Raw genomic sequence first — 15501 nt, forward strand, 5'->3', positions numbered from 1 at the left:
GTTCCGTAGCAAAGCTCAGTATGCGGACAGCGACAGTGGTGTTCACGCCTGGGCGAGCTTCGTCAGCAGCAGCGCCTCGGCCGCGCAGGCCCGGGCGAAGTCACCGAGGTGCAGGCTCTCGTCCACCCCGTGCGCCCGGCAGTGCGGGTCGGCGACGCCGGTGACCAGGATGGCGGCGTCGGGGAAGGTCTCGGCGAACTCCGCCACGAACGGGATCGAGCCGCCGATGCCGATGTCCACCGGCTCGTGGTTCCACACCTGCGCGAACGCCGACCTGGCCGCGTCGTAGGCCGGGCCGGACGCCTGCGCGGCATAGGGCTGTCCCGCGTCGCCCGGCGTGACGTCGACCCGTACACCCCACGGCGCGTGCGTACGCAGATGCTCGGTCAGCGCCTTCATCGCCCGGGTCGCGTCGTCACCGGGCGCGAGCCGGACGCTCACCTTGGCCCGGGCGACCGGCACCAGGGTGTTGGACGCGTCGGCGACGCGGGGCGCGTCGATGGCCAGCACGGACGCCGTCGGCCGGGCCCAGATGCGTTCGGCGACGGTGCCCTCACCGAGCAGGCGTACGCCGGGAAGCATCGCCGCCTCTGCCCGGAACCTCTCCTCCGGGTAGTCCACGGCCGGCGCCGGTGCCGTGTCCAGGCCCTCGATGGCGACGTTCCCTTCCTCGTCGTGCAGGGTGGCCAGCAGCCGGCACAGGGCGGTGAGCGCGTCCGGTGCGGCACCGCCGTAGATGCCGGAGTGCACACCGTGGTCGAGGGCGCGCACCTCGACCACGCAGTCGGCGAGGCCGCGCAGGGTGGTGGTGAGCGCGGGAACACCGACGTCGAAGTTGGCCGAGTCGGCGAGCACGATGACGTCGGCAGCGAGCCGGTCGTGGTACTTCGCGAGGAACGCCCCGAGCGCCGGCGAACCGATCTCCTCCTCGCCCTCGACGAACACCGTCACCCCGACCGGCGGCCGGCCACCGAACGCCCGTACGGCGGCCAGGTGCAAGGCGATGCCGGCCTTGTCGTCGGCGGCGCCGCGCCCGTAGAGGCGGCCGTCGCGTTCGGTGGGCTCGAACGGCGGGCTGGTCCACTGCGCCACATCCCCGGTGGGCTGCACGTCGTGGTGGGCGTACAGCAGGACGGTCGGCCGGCCGGCGGGCGCCGGGAAGTGCGCCACCACCGCGGGCTGGCCGCCCTCGACCTCGAGAACCTCCACGGCCTGCGCGCCCTCGGCACGGAAGAGTTCGGCGGTGAGTTCGGCGGTGCGGCGTACGTCGGCTCGGGCGGACAGGTCGGCACTCACGGACGGGATCCGGATCAGCCGCTCCAGGTCGTCCCGGACTGCGGGGAGTATGGCTCGAACGGCCTCGAAAGGATCGATGTTGGTCACGGTGCGCCAGCGTACGCCGCCACACCGACGCCCGTCGTCTTCCCATGTGGACGAAAGGTGCACACGCTCGTGCCGGCTCCCCTACGGTTGCCCTACCGGGTAGATAGGGAATATGTGAAAGGTGGGCGGGCGAGTGCGCAAGCTCGTTCTTCTCGCGATCGTCGGGCTGGCGGCCCAGCTCGTCGACGGCAGCCTGGGCATGGCCTACGGCGTCACGTCGACAACGCTCCTGCTGGCCACCGGAGTGGCGCCGGCGGCGGCATCGGCGACCGTGCACCTCGCCGAGATCGGCACGACGCTCGCTTCGGGTGCCTCGCACTGGAGGTTCGGCAACGTCGACTGGAAGGTCGTCGGCCGGATCGCGATCCCGGGTGCGATCGGCTCCTTCGCCGGTGCGACCTTCCTCAGCTCGCTGTCCACCGACTCCGCCGCGCCGGTCATGTCCGGCATCCTGCTGGCGCTCGGCATCTACATCCTGATCCGGTTCACCGCCTGGGGCACTCCGCGCGGCCAGCTCGGCAAGCCGGTACGGGCGAGGTTCCTCGCCCCGCTCGGCATCTTCGCCGGCTTCGTCGACTCCACCGGTGGCGGCGGCTGGGGGCCGGTCGCCACTCCCGCCCTCCTCGCCAGCGGCCGGATGGAGCCACGCCGGGTGGTCGGCTCGGTCGACACCAGCGAGTTCGTGGTCTCCCTGGCCGCGAGTCTGGGCTTCCTCATCGCGCTCGGCAGCGCAGGCATTCCGTTCGGCGCGGTCGCCGCACTGTTGGTCGGCGGCCTGATCGCGGCGCCGATCGCAGCCTGGCTGGTGCGGCACCTGCCCGGCCGCATTCTCGGCTCGCTGGTCGGCGGCGTCATCGTGCTGACCAACGTCCGTACCATCCTGAAGTCGGACCTGGTGGACGCGGCCGCCGGTACGCGCACCGTGGCCTACCTGATCATCGCGGGGGTGTGGGCGGGTGCCGTGCTGTGGTCGCTTCGGGCGTACCGAGCCGAGCGGGCCGAGCTCGACGCGGAAGCCGAGGAGTCAGCGCCGGTCGCGGCCTGAGGCATCCGGCACGGGTCACCCGGCGACGGCGAGCGCGAACGGCAGCACCTCCCCCGCTCCGGCGTGCCGGAGCTCCCGGGCCGCCACCGTCATCGTCCACCGCGAGTCCACCAGGTCGTCCACGAGCAGCACCGGCGGCGGCTCGCCGAGGTCGCGGGCCAGCGCAGCCAGTCCGTCGCGTACCTCCGTGCCGGTGTCGAGGCGCTCCCACACCCCGGCCAGCCGGAACGCGCTGTTGCCGCCGGGTTCGCCGATCGGCCCGCCGTGGACCGGCTCCATCGCGCCCAGCAGCGGCAGCCGGCCGATCCGGGCGAGTCCCTCCGCGACCGAACCGACCAGGCGTGGCCGCCCACGCGAACTCATCGCCACCACCGCCGCCGGCCGCCGGTCCCAGGCCCAGGTGCGGAGTACGTCGACGCAGGCGCTCAGCACCGCCTCCGGTGCGGGTGCGTCCTCCGCGCCGGGTGCCAGCAGTGCCCGCAGCCGCTGCCCCCAGCCGAGGTCGGTGAGCCTCGCCACGGCGCGGCCGGTCTCCGCGCGCTCGGCCGCGGCGATCCGCCCGCGCACCGGGACGCCGAGCCGGTCCATCCCGCTCGGCCACATCGCTCGCGGCTCGATCGGAACGCCCACCTGGGCCAGCCGGCCCGCGGCCGCCTCCTGGGCGGGAGCGGGCACGTCCGTGGGATACCACTCCCCGGCGCACCGGTCGCAACGCCCGCAGTCGGCGGCACTGGGGTCGTCCAGCGCACGCTGCAGGTAGGCCATCCGGCAACCGTCGTGCTGCTCGAAGTCGAGCATCGCCCTGGCCTCGGCGTCCCGGACGCCGGCAACCCGGGAGTAACGCTCGGCGTCGTAGACCCACGGCCGGCCGGTCGCCTCCCACCCTCCGGACACCCGACGGACCGCACCCTCCACGTCGAGCACCTTCAACAGCAGCTCCAGCCGGGTGCGGCGGACGTCGACGACGACCTCCAGCGCGGCGGTGGACAGCGGTTTGCCGGCGTCGGCGAGTGCGGCGAGCACGGCGTCGGCCTGGTCCTGGCGCGGCATCGACGCGGTGGCGAAGTAACGCCAGATGTCGGTGTCCTCCACACCGGGGAGCAGCAGGACGTCGGCGCGCTCGGTGGCCCGCCCGGCCCGGCCGATCTGCTGGTAGTAGGCGATCGGCGACGACGGCGCGCCGACGTGCACGATGAAGCCGAGGTCGGGCTTGTCGAACCCCATGCCGAGCGCGGAGGTCGCGACCAGGGCCTTGACCTCGTTGCTGCGCAGGGCCTCCTCGGCCGACCGGCGTTCGGCGTCGTCGGTGCGCCCGGTGTAGGCGAGCACGGCGTGGCCCGCCTCCCGCAGCAGCGCGGCGATGTCGTCGGCCGCCGCGACGGTGAGGGTGTAGATGATCCCGCTACCCGGCAGCTCGTCGAGGTGGGCGAGCAACCAGGCGAGCCGCTGCTGTGCGGTGGGCAGGCGGAGTACGCCGAGCCGCAGGCTGTCCCGGGCCAGTGGGCCCCGCAGGGTGAGCACCTCGCCACCACCGAGTTGTTCGGCGACGTCGGCGACCACCCGGGCGTTGGCGGTCGCGGTGGTGCCGAGGACCGGGGTGTCGGCGGGCAGCCGGGCCAGCAGGTCACGGATGCGGCGGTAGTCGGGCCGGAAGTCGTGGCCCCAGTCGGAGACGCAGTGGGCCTCGTCGACGACCAGCAGACCCGTGCGCTCGGCGAGCTCCGGCAACTGCTCGGCCCGGAAGCGCGGGTTGTTGAGCCGCTCCGGGCTGACGAGCAGGACGTCGACCTCGTCCTCGCCCAGCGCCTTCACCACGTCGGCCCACTCGTCGGCGTTGGCGGAGTTGATCGTCACCGCGCGGATGCCTGCCCGCTCGGCCGCGGCCACCTGGTCGCGCATCAGCGCGAGCAGCGGCGACACGATGAGGGTGGGACCCGCGCCCTGGGCCCGCCGCAGCGCGGTGGCAACGAAATAGACGGCCGACTTCCCCCAGCCGGTCCGCTGGACGACGAGTGCCCGGCGGCGCCGAGCGACCAGCGCCTCGATCGCCTCCCACTGGCCCTCGCGGAACGCGGCGTCGTCCCGGCCGACCAGCCGCCGCAGGTGGGCGTCGGCCTCCGCGCGCAGCCTGGCCGGGTCGGGAGTCCCGGCCGGTGCGGTCGGGGTGGGTGGGACGGACGGACGGGCCTTCGACGGCCGGACCTCGGCCTGGTCCCAGTCGTCGGGCGGAGGCGGCTCGCCCGGGTCCCAGTCGTCGGGCGGGGGCTCGCGCAGTGCCCAGTCGGGCGGCGGGTCACCCGCGCTCCGCGCGGCCGGCGGGTCGTTGGGCTGGTGGGCTGTCACCTGGCCGACGCTAGTGGACCGCGCCGACAGCCGGTGTCGCGGCGACCGCGACGAAGCTCGGCCCCGAGTCCGGGACCCGAGTTCGGTCCTTGTCGGGTGCGTGTCCGGTCCTGAATCCGGGCATGAAGAAGCCCCCGCGTCGGGGGGTATCGCGAGGGCTTCTCCAGATGGCTTCGGACCACCGGATATCGGACGATGCGGCTCCCCGCTCGGTTCCATCAAGTCGCAAATTTCCACGACTTTTTCTCCCCAGCCGGCACGCACCGCATAACCCCAGGTCAGCGGGCTGAACGGCGGACCACTCGTCAGCTCGCTCCGCCGTCGGACCCCGCGGGATCACCCGCTGGGAGGAGCGGCAGGTAGGCGGACAGGTCGGTCCGCTCTCCGCTCGCGGCCAGCGTCCCCGACTCCCGTGCCGTCGCCCAGGTCGTCCGGCCGGCGGCGAGGAGCACCCAGGTCAGCGGGTCGGTCTCCACGACACCGGGCGGCGTGCCCCGGGTGTGCCGCGGGCCGGGGACACACTGGATCGCGGCGTACGGCGGGACGCGTACCTCCACCGAACGCCCCGGCGCCCGCGCCAGCAACAGCGCGAGGGAGTGGCGAACCAGCAGTCGCAGATCCTCCGCCGGGGGGCGTTCCTCCGCGTCGTGGGCTTGCAGGACGCGGGCGAGCGCGGCGGCCACGTCGGTCGGATCGGCGGGACGTAGTCGTGCGGGCACCGGGTGAGCTTAGGGCGTGGGGGGCGACCCCGCGAGGTCACCCGCACCACTGCGTCACCCGTCTGGGCTGCCTGTCCGCGAGCCGCCGTCCGTACGGTTGGACCGTACCGACGTCGTGGACACCGGCCGGGCCGGGCCGCGCATCACCTGGGCCCGTGGCCCGGCGAGTTCCGGCGTACGCCCGGCCGCCGCTCCGCCGGCGACCAGCAACACGCCGACCAGGGGAACCAGCCGCAGCCGGCGGACCACCGGCACCAGCGGGCCGGCGAGCACCAGGCCGACGAGCAGCGCGACGCCACCGCCGAGCAGCAGGCCGGCGGCCACGTCGTGCGGGTAGTGCATGCCGAGATAGACGCGGGTGGACCCGAGCAGGAGTGCGAGGGGTAGGACCAGCCACGCGAGCCGGCGCCAGGCGAGCAGGAGCGCGACGGCGGCCGCTCCCGCGATCGCGGCGTGGTTGCTCGGGAAGGACCAGTCGCCGGACGCCGGGCAGGGCATGAGGGTGACGACTCCGGCCACGGCGCGGCAGGGGCGTTCCTCGCGCAGGAAGGACTTGGCGACCTCGCTGACGAGGTAGGCGACGACGGCGGCCACCGGCGCCAGCACGGCGTAGGCGGCACCGCGAGCGTCGCCACGCCGGGACCGCCACCACGCGAACACGAACAACAGCGCGAACGCCGCCAGCCCGGCGTCCGTGGCGACCTCGGCCACGCCGGCCAGCCAGCGCGGCGCCGTCGCGGCGAACTCCGTCACCTCGCGGTACCACCCGGCGTCCGCTCCCGGCGTCATCACCGGGCGGTCCGCGACCACGACCGCCTGCGCAACCACGAGGCTCATGGGTTTCCACTCCTCCGCGTTCGAACGCCGACGATCCGGCCGGCACCTGTCACGTACCCGGCCCCACCGGCCGGGATCCGCCGGAAATAAGGGGCTGATCGGGACGGAACGGTGCGCAGGCAGGGCCTTCCGGCGGTCACCGCGGCACCTTGAACGAGATCTCCGGGTACGCCCGCGACGGCCCGGTCAGCAGGGGCGCCCGCTCGCCCCGCAGCTTCGCGTCGAAGAACGCCGCGACGTAGGCCCGGGTGATCCGTACACCACGGGCGGAGCCGATCGTGCCGTACTGCTGAGCAGCACCTTCGGGCGGAAGCTGACGGCGCACACCGAGACCCCTCGGCGAGCAGCCCCCAGTCGGTGAACGACAGGTGGCCCGGCCGCTCCGGATCAGTGCTCGGCGGTGCCCGGCTCTGGCCAGGTGTGATCTGGGTGATCGTCACCGACCGCGCCGGCCGGCCCTTCGACCGTAAGTCGCCGACACCGCCCCGGGCGTCGTCCGTGGGTCGTTCCCGACCCCTACCTTGCGGTGAGACGTCGCACCCGAATCCCCGTCAAGCGGACGACCCCGGCCGGGGTTCGCGGCCGATCCGACCGAGGGCGGGGTCCGTCCCTGCGCAGAGGCAGCACCTCAGGCGAGCGGGGTGTCGTCCAGAGCCTTCGCGACGTCGCCGGGGGTGTCGTAGATGGCGATGGCACCGGCCTTCCGGAGTTCGTCGGTCCCGAAGCCTCCTGAGCGGAGGGCGATCGCCGGCATCCCGGCCTTCTTGGCCGCCTCGATGTCCCACACCGAGTCGCCGACCATCACGCTCGCCGCGTCGGACGGGGCTCCCAGCTTCTTCAGCGCGACCTGCAGCAGGTCCGGCGCCGGCTTGGAGGCTTCGACGTCGTCGACGGTGGTCCAGGCGTCGGCGAGGCCGCGGGCATCGAGTTTGTCCAGGAAGACGTCCACGTGGCGCTTCTTCGCGGAGCTGGCCAGCACCAGCCGGTGACCGCGTTCCTTGATCGCCGTGAGCAGGTCGCGGGCGCCCGGCAACGGCGCCATCTCGTCGAGCAGCGCGTCGACCTCCTTGCCCTGCTGCTCCCGGGCCCGGTCGCCCACCCGGCATTCCAGGTCCTCCCCGCCCACCGCCGAGACCACCTGGTCCCCGCCCATGCCGATCAGCCGGTGCAGCCGCCACACCGGGCAGGTCTCGCCCACCGAACGGAGTGCGCGGTACCAGGCGAGCGCGTTCTGGTAGTTGGAGTCGATGAGCGTTCCGTCGATGTCGAGGACGGCGATGGTGGAGTCGGTCACTCCCGACGGCTACCCGCCCTCACCGTGCCCAACCTCGCGGTCTGAGCAACAGAGTGGCCGAGGCGGGTCAGCCGGGCTCAGGCGGGCACTGAGTGCCGGAGCGCCGAAGCTTGAGTACGCGAACTGATCCACTTCGCCCGGGCGGTCGAGCATTCTCGAACCAACGCCGCGAGCGCAGCAGACGCAGCAGCGGCATCCCCAGGACCGTCACGAACCGCCGGTCCCCGCAGACGCCGCTGCTGGTCGCCCCGCGGCGAGCGGGTCCACCGGTGGCCGGTCCGGGGCGGGCCTGATCTTCGACCACCTCGTGGCCCGCCCCGGACAACGGCTCTCTCAGGCTGCGCGGACGGCCGCCTCGTCGGCGTCCCGGCCTGCGGCGTCGCTGTCGGCGAGCGCCCACCGCACCACCTCGGACACGTCGTCGGCGAGCCGGACCCGCAGGTCCGCCAGCACCGCCTCGGGCACGTCGTCGAGGTCGGGTTCGTTGCGCCGCGGCAGGATCACCTCGGTGAGCCCGGCGCGGTGCGCGGCCAGCAGCTTCTGCTTGACCCCGCCGATCGGCAGCACCCGTCCGGTGAGGGAGACCTCGCCGGTCATCCCCACCTCCGGCCGGACCGGCCGCCCGGACAGCAGCGACGCCAGCGCGGTGGTCATGGTGACCCCGGCCGAGGGCCCGTCCTTGGGTACCGCGCCCGCCGGCACGTGCACGTGCACCCGGCCGCTGGTCAGCGCCTCGACAGGTACGCCGAGCTCGCCGCCGTGCGCCCGGAGGTACGACACCGCGATCTGCGCGGACTCCTTCATCACGTCGCCGAGTTGCCCGGTGAGGTTGAGCCCGGGCTCGCCGGCCATGGTCGCGGCCTCGACGTACAGCACGTCGCCGCCGGCGCCGGTGACCGCCAGGCCGGTCGCGACGCCCGGCGTCGAGCCGTCCCGCGCCGACTCCGGCTGGAACCTCGGCCGGCCGAGGTAGGTGCGCACGTCGGCGGCGCCGACCTCGACGGGCGCGGTGGCCTTGCCGGTGGCCAGTTGGGTGGCCACCTTGCGCAGCACCTTCGCCAGCGCGCGTTCGAGCGTACGGACACCGGCCTCGCGCGTGTAGTCGGCTGCGACCGTACGGATCGCGTCCTCGGCCACGCGCACGTCGTCTGCCGACAGCGCGGCCCGGTCGAGCGCCTGCGGCAGGAGGTGGTCGCGGGCGATGGCGACCTTCTCGTCCTCGGTGTACCCGTCGAGCGCCACCAGCTCCATCCGGTCCAGCAGCGCCGGGGGGATGGTGTCGGCGACGTTGGCCGTGGCCAGGAAGAGCACGTCGGACAGGTCGAGCTCCACCTCGAGGTAGTGGTCGCGGAACGTGTGGTTCTGCGCCGGGTCGAGCACCTCGAGCAGTGCCGCCGCCGGGTCGCCGCGGAAGTCCGACCCCACCTTGTCCACCTCGTCGAGGAGGACCACGGGGTTCATCGAGCCGGCTTCCTTGATGGCCCGGACGATCCGGCCCGCCATCGCACCGACGTACGTACGCCGGTGGCCGCGGATCTCGGCCTCGTCGCGGACACCGCCCAGCGCCACCCGGACGAACTTCCGGTCCAGCGCCCGGGCGACGGACTCACCCAGCGAGGTCTTGCCGACGCCGGGCGGCCCGACGAGCGCGAGCACCGCGCCCGAACCCCTCCCGCCGACGGCCTGCAGGCCCCGGCTGGCGCGCCGGCCGCGGACCGCGAGGTACTCCACGATCCGGTCCTTCACGTCGTCCAGGCCCGCGTGGTCGGCGTCGAGCACCGCCCGGGCGGCGGCGATGTCGGTGGCGTCGGTCGTCCGGACGTTCCACGGCAGGTCGAGGATGGTGTCGAGCCAGGTACGGATCCACCCGGTCTCCGGCGACTGGTCGGAGGTGCGTTCGAGCTTGTCGACCTCGCGCAGCGCGGCCTCGCGGACCTTCTCCGGCAGGTCGGCACGTTCCACCCGGGAACGGTAGTCGTCTGCTCCCTCGGGGTCGTCGCCCAGCTCCTTGCGGATCGCGGCCAGCTGCTGGCGCAGGAGGTACTCACGCTGGGTCTTGTCCATCGTGTCGCGGACGTCCTCGCGGATCTTCTCCGCGACCTCCAGCTCGGCCAGGTGAGCGCGGGCCCACTCCAGCAGCAGGGTCAGCCGCCGGGCGGTGTCCGCGGTCTCCAGCAGCGCGACCTTGCGATCGCCCTCCAGCCAGGACGCGTATCCGGCCGCGTCGGCCAGCTCGCTCGGGTCGTTCATCCGCTGCACGGTGTCGACGACCTGCCAGCTGCCGCGCTCGGTCAGGATCGAGACGAGGACGGACTTGTACTCCCGGGCCAGCTCGCGGGTGCGCTCGTCGGCCGGCGGCACGGTCATCGGCTCGGCCTCGACCCACAGGGCCGCGCCGGGGCCGTTGACGCCGACGCCTACCTGGGCGCGCGACACGGCACGGAGTACGACAGCCGGCTCACCGCTGGGGAGCCGGCCGATCTGGGCGATCTCGGCGACCGCACCGACAGCGCCGTACCTGCCTTCGAGGCGGGGTACGACGAGGAGCCGGGGAGCCGGGTCGCTTTGGATACCGGTGCCCTCTTGTGCACCGGCTGTGCCGTTCTGGGCGGCCAGGCGGGCCGCGTCGACGGCACTGCGGCGTTCACCGTCGAGCTCGACCGGCACGACCATGCCGGGCAGCAGGACCGTGTCGTCGAGGAACAGCAACGGAAGCGTGAGCGTGGTCATGCCCACTCAACTGATTACACGCTTACAGTCATTCCCGGTTGCGCAGGATTCTTTCGGGTGGAGTTCGCCCTCGCCGGCCGCAACGCCACCCGGCCGGCCCGGCATTCCGGGCCGGGCCGACGAGCAGTCAGGTCGGGGAATGCCGGACCGGGCGACCCAGACGGGCATTCCAGGTGGGCATTCCAGATCGGCATTCCGGGCGGGAATTCCGGATGTACGGGGAAAACTCGTCCACAGAGTTGGCCGGACCAGGTCCGGGAAGGCCGCCAAGCGACTAACGTCGTGCATATCGGTTACCGGGCGATACGCCTCGGTCACCGCAGCGCGGCGGCCGTATCCCTCCCGTCCCCCCTGACGGCCCGCGCTTACCCGCTGCGGCGGCCAGGGCCCCCCACCCGATCGGCCGCACAGCAACCCCCGCGGGAGGGGCCCCGTCCCGGCCCCTCCCGCCGCGGGGATCTCCCCCGCCTCCCCACGACCTCCAGCGCGGCCCAGGACGTTCCGGGTGCGCAGAAGACGCCGGATACTCATGGCGGATGAGTATCCGCGCGGATGCTCCGGACGCGATCGGCGCGGAAGCTGACCACGTGAAGACCGAACGCCGACCTGCCGCCAGCCGCGGCCTGCAGTGGTGCACGGCGTTCGTGCTCGGTCCCTACCTTGTGGCGATCCTGAGCCTGCTGGCCTGGAGCTGGCCGCACAACAGCCTGCCCGGACAGTGCGAGGGGATCGGGTTCGGCTGCACCCTCACCCGCCGGGAGGGTGCGGTCCTGCTCACCTTCATCTCGGCGCCGTTCGCCGCACTGGCCACCGGCGTCGCCTGGCTGGTGGTCCTGCTGCTGCGCCGGGGACCGGCCAGGAGCTGGTCCGGCTCAGCGCAGGGCGCACTGGCCGCCGCGCTGGTGTTGTTCGCGGTCGCCGCGGTCGCCCTCTTCCGCGCGTACCCCCTGATCTGACCCCGGCCGCCGGCACCACACGCCACGCGCTTCAGTCCGCGGCCGTGACCCGGTACACCGCGGTCCCGTGTGCGGGGACCTCCGCCTCGACAGTCCCGCCGCACTTCTGCGTCTCGTGCGCCCACAGGTCGCGCACCTGGTAACCGTCCGCGGCCGGCAGACCGACCTCCGCCGCGGTCGTGACGATCCTCGCGGCCTGATCGGTCTCGTTGAACAGCGCCACCCCGCGGCCGCCGTCGGCAAGCGGCTTGGCCAGCACGTGCAGCCCGCCCTCCGACCGCACCGGCGCGCCCTGGACCCCCAGCGGGTCCTGGTCGAGCGCGATCACCTCGGTGTTCAGCAGGATCTCCATCGTCTGCGGCGTCACCGTCCGCAGGTCCGAGCCGATCAGCAGCGGTGCCGCCATGACGGCCCACAGGCTGAAGTGGCTGCGGTACTCCACGTCGTTCATCCCGCCGTTGCCGACCTCGAGCATGTCCGGGTCGTTCCAGTGCCCGGGGCCGGCGTACTCCGCCAGCGCGAGGTTCTGCTTGGCGATCGCCAGCATGCTCGCCCAGGTGTCCTCGATGTCGCCGGTCGTACGCCACAGGTGGCCGACGCCCCGGGCCCAGGTCCACGGAGAGTTCTGGCCCCACTCGCAGATGCTGTAGACGATCGGGCGGCCGGTGGCGAGGAGGGCGTCCCGCATCCGGGTGTAGCGCTGCACCGCGTCGCGCCCTTCGTTGTGGCAGTTGTCGTACTTCAGGTAGTCGACGCCGTACGACGCGAACAACAGCGCGTCCTGTTCCTCGTGGTCGAGGGCGCCCGGGAACCCGACGGGGCTGCACGTGTGCGAACCCGCACTGGTGTAGATGCCGAACTTCAGCCCCTTGGAGTGCACGTAGTCGGCGACCGCGGCGATGCCGTGGGGGAAGCGCACCGGATCCGGCACCAGGTCGCCGTGCCGGTCGCGTTCGGGCAGCGCCCAGCAGTCGTCGAGGTTGATGTAGACGTAGCCCGCGTCGCGCAGCCCGGAGGAGACGAAGAAGTCGGCCGTGGCCAGCACCATCTCCTCGTTGAACTCCGGCCGGTCGTTGGTGGTGTTCCAGTTGTTCCAGCCCATCGGCGGGGTCGGTGCCAGCGACAGGTCCAGGCCGTGGTCGAGGCCGGACCCGGCCGCACGATCGGGGCCGAGGTCGGTGGCGGGCTGCTGGTCGGACATGGCGTCGGCTCCCGAGACGAGGACGTACGAGCCGGCGCACGGCGGGCGACCCGGCGGGCCGGACGGGCGTACCGGCCTCCGCATCGTCCGGGGTCCGGAGCGCGGGGGCCAGTCCGTCGGCCCGATCCGGCCACCGTCCCTTCGGGTTGCCGCTGCCGGGCCGCGGTCGCAGGCGGGGAGCCGCCAACGGGATGACAGGCCGGGGAGCGGCGCGGCTACCATCGACACAGACCTTGAGGGGGAGACCCGATGACGCAGGATTCCAGGCTGGGCAGCGGCCATTCGACGCTGCGCCCACTCGGCCCGCCGCCGCCGAAGAGCAAGAAGGGCTACCACTGGGCCGCGGCTCTGGTCGGCATCGTGCTGCTGGCCGCGCTGGGACTGGTCGCCTTCGGCTTCTTCTCCGTGCCGGGCGTCGACCCGTTGCGCGCGGGCGGGTGGACGTTCGCCATCTCGCTGCTGATCGTGATCCCGGCCGCCGTCGTCGTGCTCCTGCTCAGCTGGGCCGTGGTGTGGGTGATCCGGCGGCTGGGTGCGCGCAGGTGGCCCGGGCTGGTGCAGGCACTGCCCGCGGTGGTGCTGATCCTGTTGCTGCTCTACCTGCTGTCGAGCTGGCTGTTCGCGCCGCCGCCGGAGTGATCCCCGGCGGGCGGCGCCCCGCGGCCCGCCCGGCTCAGGACTCCTCGTACAGCCCCGGAAGAGTTACCGTCCAGGTGGCCCGCAGCTCCGCCAGCGGCACCTCGAACGCTCCCTCGACCACCAGCGCCGCGCCCTCGCCGTCGGTGCCCACCGTGCCGATCCGGGTGACAGGTACGCCGATCCGCTCGCACAGCCGCCCGAACTCCGCCTCGTCCTCCGCACCCACGCTCACCACGGCCCGCGCCCCGGACTCCGCGAACAACGCGACGAACGGGTCGACGTCGGCCGGCAGGCTCACCCGCGCACCGAAGCCGGCTCGCAGGCTGCCCTCGACCAGCGCCTGGGCGAGCCCGCCGTCGGACAGGTCGTGCGCGGCCAGCACCAGACCCGCGTCGCCTGCCTCGCCAAGCACCTGTGCCAGCCGGCGCTCGGCGGCCAGGTCGACCCGCGGCGGCAGCCCGCCCAGGTGCCCGTGCACCACGTGCGCCCATTCCGAGCCACCGAACTCCGCCGCGGTGGTGCCGAGGAGGTAGAGCGCCGCACCGGGGGTACGCCAGCCCTGCGGGATCGTGCGGGTCACGTCGTCGGTGACGCCGAGCACGCCGACCACCGGCGTGGGCAGGATCGGCTGCTCGCCGGTCTGGTTGTAGAAGCTCACGTTGCCGCCGGTCACCGGCAGGCCCAGCTCGCGGCAGGCGTCGGCCAGTCCCCGGGTCGCCTGCTCGAACTGCCACATCACCCCGGGGTCCTCCGGCGAGCCGAAGTTGAGGCAGTTGGTCACGGCGAGCGGCCGGGCACCGGAGACGGCGACGTTGCGGTAGGCCTCGGCCAGGGCGAGCTGGGTCCCGGCGTACGGGTCGAGCTGCACGAACCGTCCGTTGCAGTCGGTCGCGGCGGCCACGCCGAGGGTGGAGTCGTCGGCCACCCGGATCATGCCGGCGTCGTCGGGCTGGGCCGCGACAGTGTTGCCGAGGACGTAGCGGTCGTACTGGTCGGTGACCCAGGACCGGTCCGCGAGGTTGGCCGAGCCGACCAGGGCGAGCAGCGTCTGCCGCAGCTCCGCGCCGGACGAGGGTCGGGGCAGGTGGTCGGGGACGTCGGCCTGGAGTGCGTCCTGCCGGTCCGGCCGGGCGTACGGGCGCTGGTAGACCGGCCCCTCGTGGGCGACCGTGCGCGGCGGTACGTCGACCACCGTCTGGCCGTGCCACTCCACGGTGAGCCGGCTGGAGTCGTCGACCTCACCGACCACGGTCGCCGGGACGTCCCACTTCGCGCAGATCTCCAGGAAGCGCTCGACGTCGGCGGGCGCCACCACCGCCATCATGCGTTCCTGCGACTCGCTCATCAGAATCTCCTCCGGCGCCAGGGAGGAGTCGCGCAGCGGCACCCGGTCCAGCCAGACGTGCATGCCGCCCTCGCCGGCCGAGGCCAGCTCCGACGTCGCGCAGGAAAGGCCCGCTCCGCCGAGGTCCTGGATGCCGACCACGATGCCCGCCGCGAACAGCTCCAGCGTGCATTCGATCAGCAACTTCTCCATGAACGGGTCACCGACCTGGACCGCGGGCCGCTTCGCCGGTCCGCCGCCGCCCTCGCCGGTGGACGCGTCGAAGGTCTCGCTGGCCAGCACCGACACCCCGCCGATGCCGTCGCCGCCGGTCTTGGCGCCGTAGAGGATCACCTGGTTGCCGACACCGGCCGCCTTGGCCAGGTGCAGGTCCTCGTGCCGCAGCACGCCCACGCACAGCGCGTTGACCAGCGGGTTTCCGGCGTACGACGGGTCGAAGACGACCTCGCCACCGATGTTGGGCAGGCCCAGGCAGTTGCCGTAGCCACCGACGCCGGCCACCACGCCGGGCAGGACCCGGTGGGTGTCGGGCGCGTCAGCCGGGCCGAACCGCAGCGAGTCCATCACCGCGACCGGGCGGGCGCCCATCGCCAGGATGTCCCTGACGATCCCGCCGACGCCGGTCGCCGCACCCTGGTACGGCTCGACGTAGCTCGGGTGGTTGTGGGACTCGATCTTGAACGTGACGGCGTACCCCTCGCCGACGTCGACAACCCCGGCCTGCTCGCCGATGCCCGCGAGCAGTTTGCCCCGGTGTGTCTCCGCGGGCAGGTCGCCGAACTTGCGCAGGTGCACCTTGGAGGACTTGTAGGAGCAGTGCTCGCTCCACATCACGGAGTACATCGCCAGCTCGCAGCTGGTGGGCCGGCGGCCGAGGATGTCCCGGATCCGGGCGTACTCGTCGTCCTTCAGGCCGAGCTCGGCGTAGGGCTGGGGGGCGTCCGGGGTGTCCCCGGCCTGCTTCACGGTGTCGACGGTCACCGGGGCGCTCTCCTGTCCGCTTTCGTCC

At 73.1% G+C, this 15501-nt stretch carries 12 protein-coding genes; 3 read left to right on the forward strand and 9 right to left on the reverse strand.

The genetic code is table 11. The annotated features are described in order from the left end of the window. Positions 1 to 42: 42 nt before the first annotated feature. On the reverse strand, positions 43 to 1383 hold the full coding sequence (locus BLU27_RS02430) for a dipeptidase (RefSeq protein WP_241827744.1): 1341 nt from the start codon (positions 1381 to 1383) through the stop codon (positions 43 to 45). A 133-nt stretch (positions 1384 to 1516) separates the two neighbouring features. Here BLU27_RS02430 and BLU27_RS02435 point away from each other — a divergent pair, with 133 nt between their 5' ends. Next, a complete protein-coding gene (locus BLU27_RS02435; protein ID WP_092650154.1) occupies positions 1517 to 2428 on the forward strand; it encodes a sulfite exporter TauE/SafE family protein in 912 nt (303 codons plus the stop codon). Between the two features lie 15 nt (positions 2429 to 2443). Here the strand turns inward: BLU27_RS02435 and BLU27_RS02440 are convergent, their stop codons facing one another. The 6 genes from BLU27_RS02440 to lon form a co-directional block, all read right to left on the reverse strand. After that, positions 2444 to 4555 (reverse strand): RecQ family ATP-dependent DNA helicase, encoded by a 2112-nt coding sequence (locus BLU27_RS02440; RefSeq protein ID WP_197681861.1) that lies wholly within the window; start codon positions 4553 to 4555, stop codon positions 2444 to 2446. A gap of 521 nt (positions 4556 to 5076) precedes the next feature. Beyond that, positions 5077 to 5490 carry a sterol carrier family protein gene (locus BLU27_RS02445; protein ID WP_092650156.1) on the reverse strand — a complete coding sequence of 138 codons (414 nt, stop codon included), beginning with the start codon at positions 5488 to 5490 and terminating at the stop codon, positions 5077 to 5079. A gap of 54 nt (positions 5491 to 5544) precedes the next feature. After that, a complete protein-coding gene (locus BLU27_RS02450) occupies positions 5545 to 6327 on the reverse strand; it encodes a phosphatase PAP2 family protein (protein ID WP_197681642.1) in 783 nt (260 codons plus the stop codon). Positions 6328 to 6463: 136 nt separating this feature from the next. Next, on the reverse strand, positions 6464 to 6652 hold the full coding sequence (locus BLU27_RS02455; protein WP_092650158.1) for a hypothetical protein: 189 nt from the start codon (positions 6650 to 6652) through the stop codon (positions 6464 to 6466). Positions 6653 to 6955: 303 nt separating this feature from the next. Continuing rightward, complete coding sequence (locus tag BLU27_RS02460) at positions 6956 to 7621, reverse strand: HAD family hydrolase (protein ID WP_092650160.1); 666 nt, start codon at positions 7619 to 7621, stop codon at positions 6956 to 6958. A 333-nt stretch (positions 7622 to 7954) separates the two neighbouring features. Beyond that, the gene (gene lon, locus BLU27_RS02465) at positions 7955 to 10351 is read right to left on the reverse strand and encodes an endopeptidase La (RefSeq protein ID WP_092650161.1); all 2397 of its coding nucleotides are present in this window, start codon (positions 10349 to 10351) and stop codon (positions 7955 to 7957) included. A 536-nt stretch (positions 10352 to 10887) separates the two neighbouring features. On the opposite strand from lon, the gene BLU27_RS02470 reads away from it, so the two are divergent. Then, on the forward strand, positions 10888 to 11307 hold the full coding sequence (locus BLU27_RS02470) for a hypothetical protein (RefSeq protein ID WP_092650163.1): 420 nt from the start codon (positions 10888 to 10890) through the stop codon (positions 11305 to 11307). Between the two features lie 31 nt (positions 11308 to 11338). On the opposite strand, the gene BLU27_RS02475 is transcribed toward BLU27_RS02470, so the two are convergent. Further along, on the reverse strand, positions 11339 to 12508 hold the full coding sequence (locus tag BLU27_RS02475) for a glycoside hydrolase family 27 protein (protein WP_092657064.1): 1170 nt from the start codon (positions 12506 to 12508) through the stop codon (positions 11339 to 11341). Positions 12509 to 12757: 249 nt separating this feature from the next. On the opposite strand from BLU27_RS02475, the gene BLU27_RS02480 reads away from it, so the two are divergent. Continuing rightward, the gene (locus BLU27_RS02480) at positions 12758 to 13147 is read left to right on the forward strand and encodes a hypothetical protein (protein ID WP_092650165.1); all 390 of its coding nucleotides are present in this window, start codon (positions 12758 to 12760) and stop codon (positions 13145 to 13147) included. Positions 13148 to 13181: 34 nt separating this feature from the next. Here BLU27_RS02480 and purL read toward each other — a convergent pair whose 3' ends face one another. After that, complete coding sequence (gene purL / locus BLU27_RS02485; protein WP_092650167.1) at positions 13182 to 15473, reverse strand: phosphoribosylformylglycinamidine synthase subunit PurL; 2292 nt, start codon at positions 15471 to 15473, stop codon at positions 13182 to 13184. Positions 15474 to 15501: the final 28 nt, after the last annotated feature.

The sequence above is a fragment of the Actinopolymorpha singaporensis genome, assembly GCF_900104745.1.
Taxonomy (GTDB): domain Bacteria; phylum Actinomycetota; class Actinomycetes; order Propionibacteriales; family Actinopolymorphaceae; genus Actinopolymorpha; species Actinopolymorpha singaporensis.

What these genes read in the sequence shown, in the direction of transcription:
- lon (WP_092650161.1), bottom strand. Translation starts at nt 10,351, where the DNA reads ATGACCACGCTCACGCTTCCGTTGCTGTTCCTCGACGACACGGTCCTG.
- BLU27_RS02475 (WP_092657064.1), bottom strand. Translation starts at nt 12,508, where the DNA reads ATGTCCGACCAGCAGCCCGCCACCGACCTCGGCCCCGATCGTGCGGCC.
- BLU27_RS02450 (WP_197681642.1), bottom strand. Translation starts at nt 6,327, where the DNA reads ATGAGCCTCGTGGTTGCGCAGGCGGTCGTGGTCGCGGACCGCCCGGTG.
- BLU27_RS02470 (WP_092650163.1), top strand. Translation starts at nt 10,888, where the DNA reads ATGAGTATCCGCGCGGATGCTCCGGACGCGATCGGCGCGGAAGCTGAC.
- BLU27_RS02480 (WP_092650165.1), top strand. Translation starts at nt 12,758, where the DNA reads ATGACGCAGGATTCCAGGCTGGGCAGCGGCCATTCGACGCTGCGCCCA.